Source organism: Glycomyces tarimensis (genome assembly GCF_054776215.1).
The window spans coordinates 1-20,451 of sequence record NZ_BAAHCB010000007.1 but is presented as its reverse complement, the minus strand read 5'-3'; the positions used below and the strand labels follow the sequence as shown (position 1 = coordinate 20,451).

Below are 20,451 nucleotides of genomic sequence, written 5' to 3'. Positions count from 1 at the left end.
TTTTTCGAAGTCCCCGCCGCAAGCCCGATGGAGTCGCGCTCGTGACCGCACATGACCTGTTCTTGCTCGGAGGAGTATTCCCCGGCATCGCCCCCGGTAACACGCTGCGGAACCTGGTCGGCTATGCCCTGGCCGCCGAAGGCGCCGGGCTCGACGGCGCGTGGGTGGCCGAGCACCACTTCATCGAGTACGGGGCCAACCCGTCGGCGACGCTCATGGCCGCGCACCTGCTCGCCGCCACCTCCCGCATCCAGGTGGGGACCGCGGTGACCGTCCTGTCCAACCGGCATCCGGTCGCGGTCGGGGAGGAGGCCGCGACCCTCGACGCGCTGGCGCCGGGCCGGTTCCGGCTCGGGGTGGGCCGGGGCGGCCCGTGGATCGACCTGGACGTCTTCGGCACCGGGCTCGACCGGTTCGAGCGCGGCTTCGAGGAGGGGCTGCGGCTGCTGGTGCGGTGGCTGTCCGGCGAGGACGAGGTGTCGCACGCGGGGGAGTTCTTCGACGTGCTGCCCGTGCGGGTGATGCCGCCCGGGAGCGGCGGCCCGGTGTGGGTGGCGGCGACGAGCGAGGGCACGGCCCGCCTGGCGGGCCGTCTCGGCCAGCCCTTGCTCCTCGGAATGCACGCCCCCGACGAGGACCACGTGGCGCTCATCGACGCCTGGAGGCACGCGGCCGAGGCGAGCGGCTTCGATCCCGATGCGGGCGAGCACGTCTCGACGCATCTGGCGCAGATCGCCGGCGGTCGCGCCGACGCCGAGCGCCTGCGCGAGTCCCTGACGGAGCTGCTCGTCCGCGGCGTCGGCCAGTACGTGAGCCTCAAACCCGGCCGCTCCCAACGCGATCATGCGGCTTATGTGGCCTGGATGATCGCTCGGCACGCGGTCGGCTCGCCCGAGCACGTCGCCGAGCGGCTCGCCGACTCCGCCGCGAAGACGGGCGTCGCGAGGCAGCTGCTTCTCGTGGAAGGACTGGGCGACCCGGAGGCCGTGCGCGACAACATCGCCGCGCTCGGCGAGGTGCTCAATACCTCGGGGGAGCACCCTTCCAATGCCGGAGCCACGGTTCGCGGCCTCTCTGCCTGAACCACTGGTTCGCCGAGCCGGTGCACAGGCAGATCAGCGTGGCCATCGGCATCGCCGTCGCCAGGAGCGCGACGACGAAGCTGGATCCCTCGACCGGGCCGCCGGTGCGGTTGTCCAGGCCGAAGCCGGTGGCCATCCCCACGAAGCAGAACACGACGGCGGCGAGCATGGCGACGACGGTCGCGGCCTGCGTCCAGCGGCGCCCGGCGCCGAGCTTGGCGGCCAGGATCCCGTACAGGACCGCCGTGGCCACGAACCCGGCCGCGGCCCACACGAGGAACCCCAGCAGGCCCCGCGCCTCCCCACCGATGCCGAGCTCGTCGATGATGTCGGCCCAGAACAGCGCCGTGATCGTCCCATTGCCCCCGCAGCACAGCAGGAACGAGAATTGGATCCACATGAGCGTCTGGGCCGCGGTGACGGTGCCGGGCTTGCGGTACAGCACCTCCGGCTCGGCCGGGATCGCGGATGTCACGGGCGCTCCTTCCTGAGCCGGCAGAACGCCTCAGTGTAGTGCCCTCCCGCCATGCGGTCACGATCGCAGCGCGTAGTCCAAAGCGTCGAGGACCGTCTCGTCCCGGTAGTCGAAGCCCTTGCCCTCCAAGACGGTCGGGCGGACCTTGGCGCCGCGCAGCAGCTCGGTCGCGGCTTCGCCGGCGACCAGCCTGGCCGCCCAGCCGGGGATGGCCCACGGCGCGGGCCGGTGGAGGACCGCGGCCATCGACTTGGTGAACTCGCGGTTCGTCGCCGGCGTCGGCCCGACCAGGTTGACCGGCCCGGTCACGTCCGCGTCCATGAGGAACTGGACCGCGCCCACCCAGTCGCGTTCGGAGATCCACGGCAGGTACTGGCGGCCGCTCCCGAACCTGCCGCCGAGGAAGAACTTGTAGGTCGGCGCGAGCCGGGCCAGGAGTTCGCTGTTCGGCCCGAGGACGTGGCCGGTGCGGAGCCTGACGACTCGTGCGCCCGCCTCCTGGGCCGGCGCGGTGGCCGATTCCCAGTCCAGGGCCAGCCTGCCGAGGAAGTCGGCCGCGGCGGGCGTCGTCTCGTCCACCGGCACGTCCGCGCGGTCGCCGTACCAGCCGACGGCCGAGGCGTTCATCAGCAGCGGCACGCCCGCGGCGGCGACGGCCTCGGCGATGACCTTCGTGGGGATGATGCGGCTGGTGCGGAGCCGCTGCTTGTAGGCGTCGTTCCAGCGCCGCCCGCCGATCGAGGCGCCGCACAGGTTCACGACGACGTCGACGCCGTCCAGGATGGTCGGCTCAAGTGGACCCTGATACGGGTCCCACTGGATCTCGTCGCCGTCGCCGGGTTTGCGGCGCACCAGCCTCACGATGTCGTTGCCTTCCAATGCGCGCCGCAGCGCGCCTCCGAGATAGCCGCTCGATCCGGCGATGACGATGCGCATAGACCAACCTTATTGCCTAGAAGAGGGACGGCGCCCGGCATACCGGTCGAGAGCTCAGTGCCTAGAAGAGGAACGGCGCTCGGCAAACCGGTCGAGAGCTCAGTGCCTAGAAGAGGGACGGCGCTCGGCAAACCGGCCCGGACCTCAGTGAGCCTCTTCGGGCAACAGACGCGGCACTCCGAGCGAGAGTGCGGTGTCGGTCGACAACCGGTGCCGTCGGTTCGTGAGGTTGCCTGGCCGATGTCGGAAGGCGCTGGCGGGTCACCGCATGAGCGTGCGGAGGTTGGCGGCGATGAGGTCGGGGCGCTCGGCGGCGATGAAGTGCCCACCGACGCCGAGGTCGCTCCACACTTCGATGTTCGCGAACAGCCGCTCGGCGAGCTCGCGCGGGGCATGTTCGATGGCCTGGGTGGTGCGGGCCACGCCGACCGGCTGGATCACCCGGTCGGTGATGCGGATCGGCTTTCCCTCGATGTCGTCGTGGTAGTACGTCCGGTTGGCACCGGAGACGGACCCCGTGACCCAATAGAGCGTGAGGGTGTCCAGCAGTACACGAGTGAGCGGACCGCCCCAGTCCCAGTCCTGCCCGGGCCGCAGGGTCCAGTTCCACCACTTTTCGAGCAGCCAGGCGGCGAGGCCGGCCGGGCTGTCCGTCAGGCCGTAGGCCAAGGTATGCGGGCGGGTGCTCAGCATGGCCATGTACCCGCCCTCGTCCCGGTCCCATTGGTCGGCGTAGCGCAAGTACGCGCGCTCAGGTTCGGTCAGGTCGGCCGACGGCCAGTTGGCGCGGGGCAGGCCCGGCTCGGTCGTGTGGTAGCCCAGCACCCGCTGCGGGGCGCTCAGCGCCATCCGGACACCGGCGCTGGCGGCGATGTCGTAGGCGTGGATCCACACGCGGTCGACGCCCAAGCCGTCCAGCAGGCGCACGAGCATGCCGGCGATCTCGGCACTGGACGGCCCGGGCACTCCGCGTCGGCCGGACAACGGGAAGCCGGGCAGTGAGGCGACGATGACGTCGTACGCCACCGGGTCGGGCTGGGCGAGCGACTCGGCCAGGTCGAGCATCTCCAGAAACGAGCTCGGCCACCCGTGCAGCAGGAGCGCGGTGCCCGCCGGTGCGTCGGCCCGGACCCGCATCGCGTGCAGGATCTGCCCGTCGCAGTCGACCCGGAGCTGGTCATGGCGGGCGAGTCGATCCTCGGTCGCGCGCCAGTCGTGCGCCTGCCACAGCTCGACCAGTCGTCGGACGTCGGCCAGTCCGGCGCCGTAGCGCCAGCCCGCGTCGGGGGCGTCGGATGGCCAGCGAGTGGCCGCCAATCTGTCGTTCAAGTCGGTCAGCTCAGCCTCGGGAACATGGACGATGAACGGACTGGCCAGGGGTGGTCCAGCGAGCCCATGCTGCTTATCCGGCATGGTCTACACGCTACCGGCGGGGTCCGACTTCAACCGGTTGAAGTGAGGCGCCGCCTCACAACGCCGCGAGTATCCGGCGGCGTCATGTCGCGAGCGCCGCAAAGGCGCGTCGAGGGGCGAATAGTGAGACGTGCCTTCCCCGCCGTTGTAGTGCCGCACCAGACTGCCAAGGGCGGCAGCTCGCCGAGGCCCCTCAGCGCCTCGGCGAGGGATGGTGCTCGGCATACCAGTCCTGCACCTGCGAACGCAGGTACGGGGCCTGGAGCTCGGCGTTGGCCTGGATCGACGCCAGCGTTTGGGCGGCCAAGGCACGGCGCCACTCGAGTTCGGCGGCCCGCATCGCGGTGTCGATGGCGCAAGGGGCCCGGAAGGACGACTCGGGGGCATCGGCCCAGACGCCGTTCTTGCGGATCTCCGCGCACTGGAAGGCCTCCTCGGGGCCCTCGATCGCCGTGAGGACGTCCATGAGCGTGATGTCCTCCAGGCCCCGGGCGAGACGGAAGCCGCCGTGCTTGCCGGGACTCGACGTGAGGATGCCGGCGCGGACCAGCGGTTGGAGCTGCTTGTTGAGGTAGGGGGGCGGCAGGCCGTAGCCCGCGGCGAGCCTGGCCGTCGACACCGGCTCGTCGACGCCCATCCAGTCCAGCAGCAGGCAGCAGTGCGCGGCCCATTCGACGCCTTCGCTGATACGCATAACGAAGATATTACTAGTCCTGGTTCGTACTGATCCAGGATAACCGTGAGACACCGCAACGGCCTTGCTCAACATTACCTAGAGGTCTAATATCTAGATAACGAGGCCGAACTTCTTCGGCCCCACACATCGACAGGAGCGATCTCCATGAGCGCCAACGCGAACCCCGCCGTCCAGGCCGTCCTCGCCCGCGCCGCCTCCGCAGAGAAGCTGGCGCACGCACAGCAATCGGTCATGACGCTGCTGGCCGACGCCTCTCAGACCGACGGCGCCCTGTCGGTCACCCGCTCGACCTTCCCCTCCGGAGGCGACGGTGCGCCGCCGCACTTCCACACCAAGGCCTGCGAGTCGCTGTTCGTCATCGGCGGGCGCCTCCAGGTGCTCGCCGGAGACGAGGTGGTCCTCCTCGAAGCCGGCGACTTCATCGAGTTGCCCGCGGGTCTGCCCCAGGCCTTCGGGGCCGCTGCCGGCGCGGACGCCGACGTCCTGGCGGTCTTCACCCCCGCGGCCGACCGCTTCGACTACTACCGGCTCCTGGAGCGCGTCGCCGCGGGCGAGGCCGACCCGTCCGAGATCGCGGCCTCCGGCGAGCGCTTCGACAACCACTATGTCGACAGCCCGGCCTGGCGCGCAGCCAGGTCCTGACTCCGGCCGGACTCACACGCCCAGGCGCTGGCGGTTCAGGCCTCCCAGTCGGGTCTGGAACTCGACGCCGGCCTTGAGCCCGGCCATCACCGACTGCTGGAGCGTGTTGTCGGTCGGCAGCTCCTCCAGCGGCACGTCCGGGGTACGGGCGAACACGAACCGCCAGATGTCGTCGTGGCCGCCGGCGTTCGCATAGTTCGGGGGGCCGACCAGGTCGAACAGCGCCCCGAACTTGAGGATGTTCGACCGCTCGGGCAGCCAGTCGCGCAGTTGCGGGTCCAGCAGCCACGAGGAGCACATGAACGTCATCGACCGGTCGGGCGGGAACTGCTCCGGGAACGCGGCGGGGAAGAACTCGAGCGCCTGCTCCACCGAGTCGCGCACCGCCTCGGGCGTGAGTGGGCCGCCCTCACCGCGGATGTGCAGCCCCATGCGCGGCATCGCGGTCGTCCCCTCCATGCAGAACTGGAGCCGCCCGAGCTGGTAGATCGTCCCGCGCACGTGTGCTGTGAACCAGAACGCGACGTCCAGACCGGGCCGCCCGTGCAGGCGCCGGTTGAGCCGAAGCTTCTCGCCGACATCGGCCAGGACCAGCCGCGACAGTGCCTCGTCGACGCCGCGCTCGCGATGGAACTCCAGCATGAGCGGCACGGCCGCCAGCACCGGATAGAGCCCGAGCAGGTGCCCGGCCGTGCCGCGGTCCTCCGGGGACTTCGGCCAGCGCACCCACAGCCGTCCGCCCATGTCGGCGGCGATCGACTGGTACCGCCGGTCCGCCTGTTCGAGCAGGTCGTCGTCGAGATCGGCGACGGCGGCCGCGGCCACCTCGGCGTCCTCGGGGTCGGCGCCGCACCAGTCGAGGAGAAGCTCGGCCACTTCGGCGGCGTCGGGCAGGGGCATGGGCCGAACTGAGCCGGCCGGCGGGAGGTCATCGGTCACCGGCCTATGTCACCATGTGCGGCCCCCGAGGTGCAACGTCGGGTCCCTCACCGCATAGTCTGACCGGGTGCGACGGTTGTTGACGCCTCCGTGGATCGTCCTCCACTTCTTCGCGGTGGTCCTGACGGTCGGTTTCAGCCTGCTCGGCTGGTGGCAGCTCGGCCGCGCGCAGGAAGGCAACGCCATCAGCTGGGGTTACGCCTTCGAGTGGCCGCTGTTCGCGCTCTTCACGCTCGCGCTGTGGATTCGGCAGATGCGCCTGGAGCTGCGCAAGGACCGGCCCGCCGACTCCCGCCGCCGAGACGAGCCGCCACCCGTCACCTCGCCGTTCGAGCCCGCTATTCTGCAGGCTCGCCGCAACGATGATGAGCTCGGCATGCAGGCTCGCCGCAACGATCCAGACCCGAACCAGGGGAGTACCGCATGAACGCCGCGCTGAAGCGATTCCGCATCGTCTCCTACATCGTCGGCACGTTCCTCATCGTGCTCATGTTCGTGGCGGTGCCGCTGCGGTACATCTGGGGATTCGAGGAGCTGTCGGAGATCATCAGCCCGATCCACGGCCTGTTCTACATGGTCTACCTGGTGCTCGGCTTCCACCTCGCCCAGCAGGCGGGCTGGAAGTTCTGGCCGCACACGGTGGGCCTGCTGCTGGGCGGCACCGTCCCGATCGGCTCGTTCTTCGTGGAGCGCTGGGCGCACCGGCGCATCCTCGAGGAGCACCCGCAGGCCGCGGACCCGAAGGTCCGCGACTCCGAGCAGGTCGGCTAGCTACTCGCCCCCGTCGGACGAGGTGCCGAGGTAGGACCCGGCGACGACGTCCTCCCACGCGAGGTCCCAGGTGGTGAACCCGTCGCCCTGCGGCAGCGCCCGGTCGGTGTTCAAGACGATCACCGGGTCGCCCCAACGGACGAAGTTGTAGATCCACTCGCCCATCTCGTCGGAGACGTTGATGCAGCCGTGCGAGCCGTTCGACTGGCCGAGCCGCGACGCGGCCCAGGGCGCGCCGTGGATGTACTGGCCGCTGAAGGTCAACCGCATCGCCCATTTGACGTCGGTCTCGTAGTCGTAGAGGTCCGAGACGAAGGTCGACTCCTCCTCGCGGCTCATGATGATCATGTGGCCTTCGTAGGAGCGGGCGTCGTGGCCGTCGATCTCGTCGGCGCCCAAGGAGATCGGGATCGTCTGGACGATCGAGCCGTCCTGGTAGGCGCGCATCTGCTTGCTGGAGTCGTCGGCCTCCAGCAGCCGCGCCTCGGAGTCGATGGAGAAGGAGCGCTCGAGGTCGAACTCGCCGTAGCGGTCGTTGCCGATCGGCAGCCCGCCGAGCGCGAGGCGCACGGTGATCTGGGTGTTCGGCTGCCAGTACTCCTTGGGCCGGTACTCCAGGGCGCGCCCGGTGATCCAGTGCCAGCTGCCCTCTTGGGCGGGCTCGGCGTTGACGAACAGGCGCCGCTCGACCGATTCGCGCAGGTCCTCGGGGATCTCGTAGTCGATGAAGCGGATCGCGAGGACGGCGGCCTGGCCGACGGTCGAATCGTTGCCCGGCACGTAGTCCTCGAGGCCGACCCGGTTCGGCGGTGAGGCGATGGTGGTGAAGGTCGACTCGACGGTGACGGGGATGCCCGCGTCGTCCTCGGCGGTGACCGCGGCGGTGTAGGTGGCCTCCCACTCGAGCGGGGCGGCCGGGATCCAGGTGGCGCCGTCGGGGTGCATGTCGCCCTCGACGGTCTCGCCGGCCTCGTTCGTCAGCTTGAACTCGACGAAGGTGCCCTGCTCGACCGTCCACGCGATCTCGGTTGCGGCGGTGGCGTCGGTCGCGCCGTCGGCCGGTGTGATGGTGACCTGCGCGGCGCTCTGGGGCTCTTCCGATTCTTCGGCGCCGTCACCGGTGTCGATGGTGCCGGAGTCGTCCGAGCAGGCGGTCAGGCCGACCGCTGCGATCCCGGCGGTCAGGGCCCCGCGTCGAGTGATGGAGGAGCGTCCGATCGTCATGCAACCACAGTACACAGCCGTCGCGAATACCATTCTTCTTAGGCGGGTGACCCGGTTCTCAGGGGGAGCCCGGGGCTTCGTCTCAGGCCCGTGACCCCATTCCCAGGGAAGGCTCGGGGCTCCGCTGTCGGCGCCGTCCGATTTCAGCGAATGCTGAGGTGGACGTGGTTCGTGTGATCCGAGGACGGGTCCCCGTACGCGCCGGAGTAGGAACGCCACCCCGACGAGGGGAACCAGATCTGGCGGTACCAGATGACGTATTGCACACCGAGCGCGCTGGCGTTCTCGATGAGCCAGGCGGCGAGGTTCTGGCCGTATTCGTAGTCGTCGCCGCCCGCGTGGCCGCCGAAGCCGCCGGCCTGGGCGGAGTAGTCGCAGGCGCGGCCCTTGGGGTGCTCGCCCGAGCCGCCGGAGCGGTAGCAGCTGACGAAGCGGGTGAAGCCGGCGATCTGGGACTGCTCCAGCGCGTGGAGTGTGCGCGGCGTGAGGCAGCCGCCGGTGGTGGGGTCGTTCTCGGTGCAGCTCTCGTAGGGCAGGGTGCCGTCGGAGTTGCGCGGCGCCGGTTCCGCCGCCGGAGCGTCGCTGGAGGTCGGGCCGGTGGTGGAGTCGCCGCCGGAGGCGGCCATCTCGCGCGCGGCCGCGTCGCGGGCCGCCTCCATGTCCTCGGTGAGCTGTTCCTGCTCGGCGATGTTGTCGTCCAAGGTCTGGCGCGTCGCCTCGATCTCGGCCAGGCGCGCGATGAGCGCGTTGAGCCTGTTGGCGCGCGATTCGCCGAGGAATTCGAGCATCGTCATGGCGTTGAGCGCGTCGCTGGGGTCGCCCGAGGTCATGAGCGCCGCGGTCGACTGGACGTCGGAGGTCGTGTACGCGATGTAGGCGTACTCGTCGAGTTCTTCGTTGAGCCGCCCGACCTCGGCCTCGGAGTCCGCAAGCTCCTGTTCGAGGTCCTCTTGCTCCTGCTCCAGCGCGGCCAGTTCGTCCTGGGCGTTGAGGTAGTCCTCGATGGCCTGGCTCAGACTGCTGGAGGCGCCTTCCTCTTCCTGTGCCGAGGACTGCGAGGCGGGGGCGACCAGGAGGACGAAGGCGGTGACCGCAACGACCGGGAAGGACAGGAGGCGTCCGGCCGAACTTCGGTCAGCGGGGCGTGCGGCGATACCGTTCAATGCGGGAGGGTCCTTCGGGTGCTTGAGTTCCGAGTGGACGTGTCGGCGTACAGCGTAGAACGCGAACTTCGCTCGTTCAATTCGGGGTCTCGCGCGTAACCCCAGGTGACAGCTCTCTTACCCGCCTCCTTCCTCGTTTCGCGCCATGCTATGGCCTCGGTAACTCAGGACCCCCTGCGCACCGCTTCCACTGGTAGTGTTGTTCGAAATTGAACCGATGGTAGTCGGTCACGCACTCCGAAGGAAGGGAGGTCGGGCATGGGTTCGGGAGCATTCGAGAGCCGTTGGCTGTCCCCGGACGCGAACGCCGTCTGGACGCGGTTCCTGACCGTCACCCACCGGCTGGAGCAGCAGATCGACCGCCGCCTCCAGGACCGCCACGGAATCACCCACACGCAGTACGAGATCCTGGTGCGCCTGGCCGACGCCGAGCACCACCGACTGCGAATGAGCGAGCTGGCCGAGCAGATCGTCACCGCCAAGAGCGCCGTCACTTACCAGGCCGGCCGGCTCTGCGAGATGGGCCTGACCGAGCGCCACAAATGCGTCGAAGACAACCGCGCCGTCTACGTCCGGCTCTCCGAAGCCGGCCGCGAGCGCCTCGAAGAGGCCGCCCCCTGCATCCTGGCGCTCGTGCGCGAGCTGTTCCTCGACTCCATCAGCTGCGACCAGGCCAACGAGCTCAACAAACTGCTCGTCACGTTGTCGGACAACCTCGACGACATCGAACGACCCGTCTCGGGCGAATAACGGTCCGCGGGCGTCTCCGCCCCGAGGCTCCAGTGATCGATTCCCGACCCTGCGCGCCGGTGTAGGGTCAGGCCGTGTCAACCTTTCCGCGACCCGAGGGGACCAGGCCTTACCGGCTCGACGACCTCGCCGACCTCATCCCCGCAGCGAAGGACTCCGACCTCACCGTCACGGGCGTGAGCCTCGCCGCCTCGCTCATCGAGCCCGGCGATCTCTTCGCGGCACTGCCTGGCGCGCGCCGCCACGGCGCCGAGTTCGCCGGCGAGGCCGCCGAGCGCGGCGCGGTGTGCGTCCTCACCGATGCCGCAGGCGCTGAACTCGTCGGCGACCTCCTGCCCGTCATCGTCGTGGACGATCCCCGCCGGCTCACCGGCGAGATCGCCTCCCGCGTCTGGGGCCGGCCCTCGGAACACCTCGACCTCATCGGCATCACCGGAACCAGCGGCAAGACCTCGACCGCCTACCTCGTCGAGGCCGGACTCGCCAGCGCCGGGCGCATCACCGGCATCATCGGCACCGTCGAGACCCGCATCGCCGACCGGATCATCCGCTCCGAGCGCACCACCCCGGAGTCCCCCGAACTCCAGGCCCTGCTCGCCGTCGCCGTGGAGCACGGCGTCACCGACGTGGTCATGGAGGTCTCCAGCCACGCCCTCGCGCTCGGCCGCGTCGCCGGATGCCGATTCAAAGCCGCCGGCTACACCATGTTCGGCACCGACCACCTCGACTTCCACGCCGACCTCGACGACTACTTCAACGCCAAGGCCCAGCTGTTCGACGGCCGCGCCGAAACCGAGATCCTCAACGCCGACGACGAACGCGTCGCCACCCTCGCCGACGGCGAGAACCTCGTGTTCTCGCTGCGCGACCCCCAGGCGGACTACTACGCCTGGGACATCGTCGCCGACGGCTTCACCCAGTCCTTCCGCCTGCGAAGCCCCGGCGCCGAGGCCGAGGGCCGGCTCAATATGCCCGGCCGCCACAACGTCGCCAACGCGACCCTCGCCGCCGCCCTGCTCGAAGCGGTCGGCGTCGACCTCGCCGAGGCACTGGCCGGAATCGCCTCCTGCCGGGGCGTGCCCGGCCGCATGGAACTGGTCTCCGGCTCCTCCCCGGTGCGCGGGATCGTCGACTACGCGCACAAGCCCGAGGCGGTCACCGCCGTCCTCGACTCGCTCAAGGAGTCGACACCGGGCAAGGTCATCGCGATCATCGGCGCCGGCGGCGACCGCGACCGGTCCAAACGCCCGCTCATGGGGGCGGCCGTGGCCCGCGGCGCCGACCTCGTCATCGTCACCGACGACAATCCGCGCACCGAGGACCCCGCGCGCATTCGCGAGGAGGTGGCCGCCGCCGTGCGGGGCGTGCCCTGCCGTAATATTCCGGGGCGGGAGTCGGCCGTACGGGAGGCCGCGAGCCTGGCCGTTCCCGGAGACACCATCGCCTTGCTCGGCAAGGGCCACGAGACCGTCATCGAGACCGCGGACGGACCAGTGGAAAGCGACGACCGCGAACTGCTCGCCAGAGCGCTGCGCGAAGTCGGCTGAGCCGAGCCGGCCCGGTGGTGTGACCGACCACCGCCCGCACAGCACCAATCGAACAGGAGGAGACCGCCGCGTGATCCCCATGAGCCTGGCCGAGACCGCCGTCGCCGTCGGAGGCACACTGAGCGAGAAGGCCGATCCAGAGGCGATCGTCACCGGCGGGATCGAATTCGACTCCCGCAAAGTCGGCCCCGGCGGGCTGTTCCTGGCCCTCCCCGGCGAGAAGGTCGACGGGCACGACTTCGCGGCCAAGGCCGCCTCCCAAGGCGCCGCCGCGACCATAGCCGCGCGCGAGATCCCCACGGCCGCCATCTACGTCGACGACGGGCTGCGCGCCCTCGCGTCGCTCGCCCGCACCGTCGTCCGCCGCAGCGAGGCCGCCGTCGTCGGCGTCACCGGCTCCAACGGCAAGACCTCCACCAAGGACCTCATCGGACAGCTGTGCGCGAGCCTCGGCCCCACCGTGGCCACCGAAGGCAACTTCAACAACGAGCTCGGCCACCCCTACACCGTCTGCCGCCTCGAGCCCGCCACCCGCTACCTCGTACTCGAACTCGCCGCGCGCGGCCTCGGCCACATCACCGAGCTGTGCGAGATCGCCCCGCCGCACATCGGGGTCGTCCTCAACGTCGGCATCTCCCACCTCGACGGCTTCGGCTCCATCGAGACCACCGCGCGAGCCAAGAGCGAACTGCCGCGCTTCCTCGCCCCCGAAGGCACCGCGATCCTCAACGCCGACGACCCCCGCGTCGCCCGCATGGCCGAGGCGACGCGGGCCGAAGTGCTCCGCTTCGGCATCACCGAACGAACCGACATCACCGCCGCCGACGTCGACCCCGGCGACGGCCGCCACCGCTTCACCCTCCGCACCCCCGACGGCGACGCCACCGTCCACCTGCGGCTGTGGGGCGGCCACCACGTGTACAACGCGCTCGCCGCCGCTGCCGTCGCCTGGCGGCTCGGCGCGAGCCCCGACCACATCGCACAGCACCTCTCCGAGGCCGGACGCCGGTCCGAGCGCCGGATGGACGTCTTCACCCTTCCCGACGGCACCACCGTCATCGACGACTCCTACAACGCCAACCCCGCCTCGATGGGCGCCGCGATCCGCGCGCTCGGCCAGCTCCCCACGGCCGGGCGCCGCATCGCCGTGCTCGGTCTCATGGCCGACCTCGAAGAACAGAGCACCGAATGCCACCGCCGCGTCGGCGAGCAGGCCTCCCAAGCCGGCGTCGACGAACTCATCGCCATCGGCGAGGGCACGCAAGCGATCGTCGAAGGCGCGGCCGGAAACGATCACGGCATCGACGGCGGCTCCAGCGGCGTAGCCGCTACCCACGTACCCGACCAAGCCGCGGCCATAGAACTGCTGCGGAACCGGCTGCGCCCCGGCGACTCCGTCCTGGTGAAGGGCTCCCGCTACCTCACCTGGGACGTCGCCGACCACCTGCGCGCCAAGGAGGACAACGACCAGTGAGAGCAGTAATCATCGCCGCGTTCGTGGCGTTCGCGCTCACCATGGCGCTCACACCCCTCGCGGCCAGGGCCTTCCGCAGGCTCAAGGCCGGCCAACCCATCCGCACCGACGGACCCCAGACACACCTCACCAAGGCCGGCACCCCCAGCATGGGCGGCGTCGTGTTCATCTTCACCACCGTCGTCGCCTACATTGTCGGCCACATCATCCTCATGGCGCTGCCCGAGTCCGACACCGAGCAGTTCTCGCGCCCGACCAACTTCACGGCCACCGGCCTGGTCCTCATCGGACTGTTCGTGTCCTGCGGTTTCGTGGGCTTCATCGACGACTGGCTCAAGATCCGCCGGAAGCACTCCGGCGGCATCTCCGGCAAGATGAAGATCCTCGGCCTGACGATCGCCGCCACCGTCTTCGGCATCATCGCCCTGTACTACACCGGCTCGGTCCACAGCGAGGAAATCTCCAACACCGTCGCCACCCCGTACCTCTCGTTCACGCGGGACATCGGCGAGCTGCCGCTGACCAAGATCGGCGCCGTCATCCTCTTCGTCTTCATCGTCAACGCCACCGCCAACGGCGTCAACCTCACCGACGGACTCGACGGCCTCGCCACCGGCGCCTCCATGATGGCCTTCGCCGCGTACCTCATCATCGGCTTCTGGCAGTACCGCCACTGGTGCGGCGGCGCCGGCGGCGCCCTCTCCCCGAACTACTGCTACGACGTCCGCGACCCACTCGAGATCGCGCTCATCGCCGGAGCCGCCGCCGGGGCCATGTTCGGCTTCCTGTGGTGGAACACCTATCCGGCCAAGATCTTCATGGGCGACTCCGGGGCGCTCGGACTCGGCGGCCTCATCGGCGGCCTCGCCCTCACCTCCAAGACGATCATGCTGCTGCCGATCATCGGCGGCCTGTTCGTCATCATCACCTTCAGCGTGATGATCCAGATCACCTCGTACAAGCTGACCGGCCGCCGCGTCTTCCGCATGGCCCCGCTGCAGCACCACTTCGAACTCGCCGGCTGGTCTGAAGTCACCGTCGTGGTCCGCTTCTGGATCATCGCCGGCATCGGCATGGCCATCGGCCTGGGCTTCTTCTTCGCCGACTTCCTGAGAATCGCTGGATAGACTGTGGAAATGGCCGACCGCTACCTCATCGCCGGCGCCCGAGTCGCCGGAGCCGCCAGCGCCGAAGCGCTCCTGGCCAGGGGCAAGTCCGTCACCGTCTACGACCGCGAGCGATCCGACCGCATCGACCGGCTCGCCGAGATGGGCGCGCGCATCGTCGTCGCCGACGACTTCGACCCCGCGCTGCTCGGCGACGTGGACGAGGTCGTCCTCTCCCCAGGCTTCCCGCCCCGCCACCCGATCGCCACCGCCGCCCGCGAGCGGGGCCTGGAGAGCTACTCCGAGCCCGAGCTCGCCTGGCGGCTGCGCGGACCCGACGCCCCGCGGTGGCTCGCCATCACCGGCACCAACGGCAAGACCACGACCACGACCATGCTCGCCGCCATGCTCACCGCCGGCGGGCTCCGCTCCGCCGCGCTCGGCAATATCGGCGAGCCCCTCGTCTTCGCCGCGAACGGCCCCTACGACGTGCTCGCCGTCGAGCTGTCCAGCTACCAGCTGCACTGGTCGCGCCTGCTCGCGCCCGCCGCCGGCGCCGTCATCAACCTCGCCCCCGACCACCTCGACTGGCACGGCGACTTCGAGTCGTACGCCGAAGCCAAGGCGGCGGTCTGGCGCGGGGGAACGGCCGTGGTCAACCTCGACGACCCCGCCGTGGTCGCGCTCGCGGAGCACTCCGGTGCGACGATCGTCGGCTTCACCCTCGCCGAACCCGAGCCCGGTCAGTTCGGCGTGGCCGCAGGCGAGCCGGACGGTGCGCGCGGCGGCATGGCAGCCGGTCACCTCGTCGACTACACCGACGGCACCCCGCGGCGGATCTGCTCGATCGACGACGTCCGCCCCGCCGGATCGCACAACGTCGCCAACGCTCTGGCAGCCGCCGCCCTCGCCAGGCAGGTCGGCGTCTCCCACGAGGACATCGGCCGCGCCGTGCGCGACTACACCCCCGAGCCGCACCGCAACGTCGCCATCGCCGAGGCCGCCGGCGTCCACTGGGTCGACGACTCCAAGGCCACCAACCCGCATGCCGCCGCCGCCGCGCTCGCCGCCTACGACTCGGTCGTCTGGGTCGCCGGCGGACAGCTCAAGGGCGTCGACATCGACGACCTCGTCTCCCGCCACGCCGGCCGCATGAGAGCCGCCGTCCTCATCGGACAGGACTGGTCCCAGATCGCCGACGCGCTCGCGCGACACGCGCCCGACCTCCCGGTCGTCGCCGTCGAAGGCGGCGACGATGCGGTCATGACCGACGTCGTGGCGCACGCCGCCGCCCACGCCCGAGCCGGCGACACCGTGCTGCTGTCGCCCGCAGCCGCCTCGTTCGACATGTTCGAGAGCTACGCCCACCGCGGCGACGCCTTCGCCGCCGCCGTCCACCGCCACCTCGCCACCGAACCCGCCCCGTCGGCCCCCGGCGAGACGGCGTGAGGTCCGGCTTCACCGAGATGCTCAGGGGCCTGCTCGACCGCCCGCTGGCCTCGTACTACCTGCTGCTGTCCTCCAGTGCCCTGCTGCTCACCATCGGCCTGGTCATGGTCTTCTCCGCGACCATGGTCGAGGCCTACGCCGAGCACGGCTCGCCATTCGAGGTCGTCCTGCGCCAGGCCATGTGGGCACTGTTCGGCCTCATCGGATTCTGGATCGCCCAGCGGCTCCCGGCCCGCACCTACCGCAGCATCTCCCGCCCCCTGCTGGTCCTGTCGGTCCTGCTCGGCCTGATCCTCGTCGCGCCCGACTTCGGGAACGCCGTCGTCGGCACCGACGACCTGTGGATCCACCTCGGCCCCATCCAGTTCCAGCCCGCCGAGCTCGCCAAGTTCGCCCTGCTGCTGTGGGTCGCCGACTCCCTGCTGCGCCTCGGCCCGCGCATCGCCTCCTGGCGCGACCTGGCGATCCCCATGTTCCCCATCGTGGGCCTGTCGATGGTCATCATCGGCTACTCCGACCTGGGCACCATGCTCATCATCGTCGCCATGTTCATCGGCCTGCTGTGGTCGGCCGGCGTTCCGATGCGCATCCTCGGCGCCCTCTTCGCCGTGGCACTGGCCGGCTCGGCCTTCCTCATCGCCCTCCAGCCCTACCGCATGGAGCGCCTGCTGTCGTTCTACCGGCCCCAGGACTTCGCCGACGATGAGAGCTACCAGGCCATCCAGGGCTACTACGCCATCGCCGACGGCGGCTGGTTCGGCGTCGGCCTCGGCGAGAGCCGCCAGAAGTGGGAGTGGCTCCCCAACGGACACAACGACTTCATCTTCGCGCTCATCGCCGAGGAACTCGGCGTCGTCGGGTGCCTGGTGATCCTCGCGCTGTTCGGCGTCCTCGTCTACACCGGATTCCGCATCGCGCGGCGCTCCGCCGACCCCTTCCGCAAGCTCGTCTCCGCCGGCGTCACCATCTGGCTGGCCGGCCAGGCGTTCATCAACATCGGCGGCGTCCTCGGCCTCATCCCGATCACCGGAGTCCCGCTGCCGTTCATCTCCGACGGCGGCACCGCGCTGGTCGTCGTCCTCGCCGCGGTCGGCATGCTCGCGGGCTTCGCCCGTGCCGAACCCGACGCCGCCGCGGCACTGCGGGCGCGCAATCCGTCCCGTCTCGTACGATTCCTCTGGGCGCCCCTGCCGCCCGCTCCGCGCGACAACCCCGACGCCAATCCCTCCGGTGACGCCCCCTCCCGAACGAAAGGGAGCGGAACGTCCGCCACATAGTACGAGTCCCTACGACCAGAAAGCCTTGAAGTGCCACAGCTACGATCGGTCGTCCTCGCCGGAGGCGGCACCGGCGGCCACATCTACCCGCTCCTGGCGTACGCCGACTGCCTGCGCCGCCACGACCCCAGCATCCGCATCACCTGCCTCGGCACCGAGAAAGGCCTCGAGAACGAGCTCATCCCCAAGGCCGGCTACCAGCTGCGCAACGTCCCCGCGCACCAGCTGCCCCGCAAGGTCAACGTCGACCTCCTGCTGACCGCGCCGCGCATGCTCAAGGCCATGAAGGCCACCCGCGCGATCATGGACGAGGTGCAAGCCGAGGTCGTGGTCGGCTTCGGCGGCTACGTCGCCGTCCCCGCCTACCTCGCCGCCTGGCGCCGCAAGACCCCCATGGTCATCTTCGAGTTCAACGACCCGCCGGGGGTCGCCAACAAGCTCGCCCTCAAGTTCAGCGACAACCTCGCGCTCGGCTTCCCGCACCTGCCGCAGATCTCCCCGGTGCTGGCCGACGGCTACGTCACCGGCGTGCCGCTGCGCCCCGCGATCGCCCACCTCGACCGCGCCGCGCGCCGCGCCGAGGCCTGCGCCCGCTTCGGCCTGGACCCGAACCGGCCCGTCCTGTTCGTCTACGGCGGCTCGCAGGGCGCAAACTCCATCAACCAGGCCGTCTCCGGGGCCGCCCGCGTGCTGACCAACCGCGGCATCCAGGTCCTCCACATCATCGGCGCCCGCCGCGACGAGCCGGTCCACGTCCCGAACGACCTGCCGGTCGCCTACCGAACCCTCCCGTACCTCAACGAGATGGAGCTCGGCTACGCCGCCGCCGACATGGTCATGGGCCGCGGCGGCTCCATGACGGTCGCCGAGGTGACCGCGCTGGGCCTGCCGACCGTGTTCGTGCCCATGCCATGGGGCAACAAGGAGCAGTACCGCACCGCCGGACCCGTCGTGGCCGCCGGCGGCGCCGTCTTCTGCGACGACGAGGCCCTCAACCCCTCCTGGATCGAGGCCAACCTCGTCCCGCTCATCAGCGATCGTGCGAAACTCGCCGCGATGGCCCAGGCCTCCGCCGCGTTCGGACGGCGGGACGGCGACGAGGCCCTGCGCCAATTCACGCTGAAGGCGGTTGAACAAGGATGAGCGACGACCCCAACGACCTGAGCTCCCCGATCGACGAGGGCATCACGGCCGAGGACCTCGGCCGGACGCTGTTCATCGGCGTCGGCGGCGTCGGCATGAACGGTCTCACCCGCCTCTACGCCACCCGCGGGCTGCCGGTCTCCGGCTCCGAGCTGAAGGACTGGCCGAGCCTGCCCGAACTCGAACGCCTCGGCGTCACCCTCCACCGCGAGCACACCGAGTCCAACCTCGACGGCATCGACACCGTCGTGCGGTCCACCGCGCACAACGACGACCACCTTGAAGTGGCCGAAGCGCGCCGCCGCGGCATCCGCGTGTACCACCGCTCCGAGGCGCTCGCGGCGGCGATGACCGGCCGCCAGTCGATCGTGGTGACCGGTACCCACGGCAAGACCACCACCACCGCGATCGTCACCCAAATGCTGGAGCACGCCGGCGGGGCCCCGTCGTACGTCAACGGCGGCGAGATCATCGGCGCCTTCACCGGCGCGCATGGCGACGGCGAACACTTCGTGGCCGAGGCTGACGAATCCGACCGGTCGTTCCTGCGCTACCGGCCCGAGATCGGCGTGATCACCAACATCGACCTCGACCACCTGAACACCTACGGCGACATGGCGTCGCTCACCGAGGCGTTCGAGCGGTTCTGCCGCCACACGAGCAAAGACGGCCTGCTGGTCCTGTGCGCCGACAACGAGGGCACGGCCGGCCTCGCCGCCAAGTTCCGTGCCGAGGGGCGCTCCGTGGCCACCTACGGCTTCGCCGACGGAGCCGACATCCAGCTCGGCGACGTCGAGTTGAACAAGGACGGCGTGGACTACACCGTTCTCGTCCACAACCAGGTGCTCGGCCGCTTCCACCTGCCTATGCCGGGCCGCCACATCGCTCTCAACTCCGCCGCGGCCATCGCCGTGGGCCTCCAAATCGGACTCGAACCGGAGGAGATCAAGGAGGGCATCGCCGCGTTCGGCGGCGTCAGGCGGCGCTTCGAGAAGCGCGGCGCGACCGACGGTTTTCACGTGTACGACGAGTACGCCTACCACCCGACGGCGATGACCGAGGCCATCAAGACCCTCAAAGAGGTCGCCGCGCCCGGCCGCCTCATCGTCGTCTTCCTGCCCTACCGCGTCTACCGCACCGTCGAGATGCGCGAGGAGATCGCCGAGGCGCTCTCGCTGGCGGACAAGGTCGTGGTGATGGAGATCTTCGGCCCCGGCGAGGAGGTCCCCGAAGGCGAGGGCGGCGAGAAGCTCACCGAGGTCATCGACCTCCCCGACGGCGACAAGGTCTTCGTCCCCGAATGGGACGAGGTCCCCGCCGCGGTGCGAGCCCTCGCCGAGGAGGGTGATGTCGTGGTCACCATGGGCGCCCCGCCGATCTCCTTGATGCCGGACGACCTGCTGCGCTGAACCTCGACGGGCCGGGTTTGGCCGGTCTCGGTTGCTGGAGTGCCCGGTCGATACGGCCCGGCGGTATGGCCTGCTGAGCCCTGCAATGGAAGCGGGGTCGTTGGCGGGAACGGGCGTGAGTGATGGTCGTTCTGCGCTATGGCGGCGACAAAAGCGGTGGCGGTTGGGGCGTGGCTGTTGTTCGTCGCGGGGGTGGTCGGTGGTGCCGTGCCGGGTCGGATTGGGTCTGGCTGCGCGGTGGATTCGAGGTGATCTGTGGTCCGGTTTGGGCTCGGGGCATGGGGATGTGCTCGAAGCCGTTGTCGGTTTCGAGCTGGCGACCTATGAGGTGCCTTCCCCGCCACGGCATCCCGCAGCGGGCATATTAAGAAGGGCGGCGGTCCGTAGTCCGGTGCCGGTGCGGCACTGACGAGGTCGTGAGATCGCTTCGCCACATTAGACGGTGTGGCAGTCTCGTATCCCTGTCCCTGTCCCTGTCCCGGTTCCGGTTCGGGTGCCGGTGGTGAAGCCGGTTCGGGTTCGGTCGCGGGGTTGGGTGTCGGTGTCGGGGTGGTGAAGTGGTCTCGCAGTTTGGCGCGGGCGGTTTTCGCGGCGGCGATGACCTGCTCGGTCTCGGCCTGCTCGGCAGCCGCTTCGAGGTCGGGTTTCAGGGTCTCGGACCATTCCTCGGGGTACAGGCCGGTGGGGAAGGCGTTCGCGATGTCGTCGGCGAAGTCGGCGTCCAGGTCGGTATCGGTGCGCCAGTCGGCGCAGCCGCATGTGAGGTCGGGGTCGGTGTCCTCGTGCCCGTCGTGGTGGACGATCAGGGCCTTACCGGGTCCGGTTTTGGTGATGGTCCAGCCGGGGGTGTGGATGCGGCCGTGGTGGAAGCGGCACAGCAGGATCAGGTTCTCGGCCACGGTCGGTCCGCCGTTGGCCCAGTGGCGGATGTGGTGGGCTTCGGTCCACTGGACG

19 protein-coding genes are annotated in these 20,451 nt (G+C 69.9%); 12 read left to right on the top strand and 7 right to left on the bottom strand.

The genetic code is table 11. From position 1 onward, the window contains the following. Positions 1-41 precede the first annotated feature (41 nt). Complete coding sequence (locus ACYVK3_RS09330; RefSeq protein WP_460497028.1) at positions 42-1,082, top strand: LLM class flavin-dependent oxidoreductase; 1,041 nt, start codon at positions 42-44, stop codon at positions 1,080-1,082. Here ACYVK3_RS09330 and ACYVK3_RS09325 read toward each other — a convergent pair. The 4 genes from ACYVK3_RS09325 to ACYVK3_RS09310 all read right to left on the bottom strand — a co-directional run bounded on the left by ACYVK3_RS09325 (position 1,021) and on the right by ACYVK3_RS09310 (position 4,600). Then, positions 1,021-1,557 carry a hypothetical protein gene (locus tag ACYVK3_RS09325; protein ID WP_460497027.1) on the bottom strand — a complete coding sequence of 179 codons (537 nt, stop codon included), beginning with the start codon at positions 1,555-1,557 and terminating at the stop codon, positions 1,021-1,023. The genes ACYVK3_RS09330 and ACYVK3_RS09325 overlap by 62 nt on opposite strands. Before the next feature lie 57 nt (positions 1,558-1,614). Beyond that, positions 1,615-2,493 (bottom strand): epimerase, encoded by an 879-nt coding sequence (locus tag ACYVK3_RS09320; RefSeq protein WP_460497026.1) that lies wholly within the window; start codon positions 2,491-2,493, stop codon positions 1,615-1,617. A 261-nt stretch (positions 2,494-2,754) separates the two neighbouring features. Then, positions 2,755-3,906, bottom strand: coding sequence for an epoxide hydrolase family protein (locus ACYVK3_RS09315; protein ID WP_460497025.1), 1,152 nt, complete (start codon positions 3,904-3,906; stop codon positions 2,755-2,757). A gap of 193 nt (positions 3,907-4,099) precedes the next feature. After that, positions 4,100-4,600 carry an RrF2 family transcriptional regulator gene (locus ACYVK3_RS09310; protein WP_460497024.1) on the bottom strand — a complete coding sequence of 167 codons (501 nt, stop codon included), beginning with the start codon at positions 4,598-4,600 and terminating at the stop codon, positions 4,100-4,102. Between the two features lie 147 nt (positions 4,601-4,747). Here ACYVK3_RS09310 and ACYVK3_RS09305 point away from each other — a divergent pair, with 147 nt between their 5' ends. Further along, positions 4,748-5,245, top strand: a complete 498-nt coding sequence (locus ACYVK3_RS09305; RefSeq protein ID WP_460497023.1) for a cupin domain-containing protein — start codon at positions 4,748-4,750, stop codon at positions 5,243-5,245. 12 nt (positions 5,246-5,257) lie between these two features. Here ACYVK3_RS09305 and ACYVK3_RS09300 read toward each other — a convergent pair whose 3' ends face one another. Further along, entirely contained in the window at positions 5,258-6,184 is a 927-nt protein-coding gene (locus ACYVK3_RS09300) for an acyltransferase domain-containing protein (protein WP_460497022.1), read from the bottom strand. A 67-nt stretch (positions 6,185-6,251) separates the two neighbouring features. On the opposite strand from ACYVK3_RS09300, the gene ACYVK3_RS09295 reads away from it, so the two are divergent. Together ACYVK3_RS09295 and ACYVK3_RS09290 are read left to right on the top strand one after the other, a co-directional pair. Then, positions 6,252-6,611 carry a hypothetical protein gene (locus ACYVK3_RS09295; RefSeq protein ID WP_460497021.1) on the top strand — a complete coding sequence of 120 codons (360 nt, stop codon included), beginning with the start codon at positions 6,252-6,254 and terminating at the stop codon, positions 6,609-6,611. After that, positions 6,608-6,955, top strand: coding sequence for a DUF3817 domain-containing protein (locus ACYVK3_RS09290; RefSeq protein ID WP_460497020.1), 348 nt, complete (start codon positions 6,608-6,610; stop codon positions 6,953-6,955). The genes ACYVK3_RS09295 and ACYVK3_RS09290 overlap by 4 nt, the downstream gene beginning before the upstream one ends. On the opposite strand, the gene ACYVK3_RS09285 is transcribed toward ACYVK3_RS09290, so the two are convergent. Together ACYVK3_RS09285 and ACYVK3_RS09280 are read right to left on the bottom strand one after the other, a co-directional pair. Continuing rightward, positions 6,956-8,179, bottom strand: coding sequence for a L,D-transpeptidase (locus ACYVK3_RS09285; RefSeq protein ID WP_460497019.1), 1,224 nt, complete (start codon positions 8,177-8,179; stop codon positions 6,956-6,958). A 143-nt stretch (positions 8,180-8,322) separates the two neighbouring features. Continuing rightward, complete coding sequence (locus ACYVK3_RS09280; RefSeq protein ID WP_460497018.1) at positions 8,323-9,342, bottom strand: hypothetical protein; 1,020 nt, start codon at positions 9,340-9,342, stop codon at positions 8,323-8,325. Positions 9,343-9,600: 258 nt separating this feature from the next. Between ACYVK3_RS09280 and ACYVK3_RS09275 the strand changes: the two genes are divergently transcribed. The 8 genes from ACYVK3_RS09275 to murC all read left to right on the top strand — a co-directional run bounded on the left by ACYVK3_RS09275 (position 9,601) and on the right by murC (position 19,497). Further along, positions 9,601-10,092 carry a MarR family winged helix-turn-helix transcriptional regulator gene (locus ACYVK3_RS09275; RefSeq protein WP_460497017.1) on the top strand — a complete coding sequence of 164 codons (492 nt, stop codon included), beginning with the start codon at positions 9,601-9,603 and terminating at the stop codon, positions 10,090-10,092. A gap of 74 nt (positions 10,093-10,166) precedes the next feature. Continuing rightward, positions 10,167-11,639 carry a Mur ligase family protein gene (locus tag ACYVK3_RS09270; protein WP_460497016.1) on the top strand — a complete coding sequence of 491 codons (1,473 nt, stop codon included), beginning with the start codon at positions 10,167-10,169 and terminating at the stop codon, positions 11,637-11,639. Between the two features lie 70 nt (positions 11,640-11,709). Then, a complete protein-coding gene (locus ACYVK3_RS09265; RefSeq protein ID WP_460497015.1) occupies positions 11,710-13,113 on the top strand; it encodes a UDP-N-acetylmuramoyl-tripeptide--D-alanyl-D-alanine ligase in 1,404 nt (467 codons plus the stop codon). Beyond that, complete coding sequence (gene mraY, locus ACYVK3_RS09260; protein ID WP_460497014.1) at positions 13,110-14,240, top strand: phospho-N-acetylmuramoyl-pentapeptide-transferase; 1,131 nt, start codon at positions 13,110-13,112, stop codon at positions 14,238-14,240. The genes ACYVK3_RS09265 and mraY overlap by 4 nt, the downstream gene beginning before the upstream one ends. A 9-nt stretch (positions 14,241-14,249) precedes the next feature. After that, the gene (gene murD, locus ACYVK3_RS09255; protein WP_460497013.1) at positions 14,250-15,668 is read left to right on the top strand and encodes a Mur ligase family protein; all 1,419 of its coding nucleotides are present in this window, start codon (positions 14,250-14,252) and stop codon (positions 15,666-15,668) included. Then, positions 15,665-16,945, top strand: a complete 1,281-nt coding sequence (gene ftsW, locus ACYVK3_RS09250) for an FtsW/RodA/SpoVE family cell cycle protein (RefSeq protein ID WP_460497012.1) — start codon at positions 15,665-15,667, stop codon at positions 16,943-16,945. Before murD ends, ftsW begins: the two co-directional genes overlap by 4 nt. 30 nt (positions 16,946-16,975) lie before the next feature. Next, positions 16,976-18,088, top strand: coding sequence for a UDP-N-acetylglucosamine--N-acetylmuramyl-(pentapeptide) pyrophosphoryl-undecaprenol N-acetylglucosamine transferase (locus ACYVK3_RS09245; RefSeq protein WP_460497011.1), 1,113 nt, complete (start codon positions 16,976-16,978; stop codon positions 18,086-18,088). Continuing rightward, complete coding sequence (gene murC, locus ACYVK3_RS09240) at positions 18,085-19,497, top strand: UDP-N-acetylmuramate--L-alanine ligase (protein ID WP_460497010.1); 1,413 nt, start codon at positions 18,085-18,087, stop codon at positions 19,495-19,497. The genes ACYVK3_RS09245 and murC overlap by 4 nt, the downstream gene beginning before the upstream one ends. The last annotated feature ends 954 nt before the right edge of the window (positions 19,498-20,451 follow it).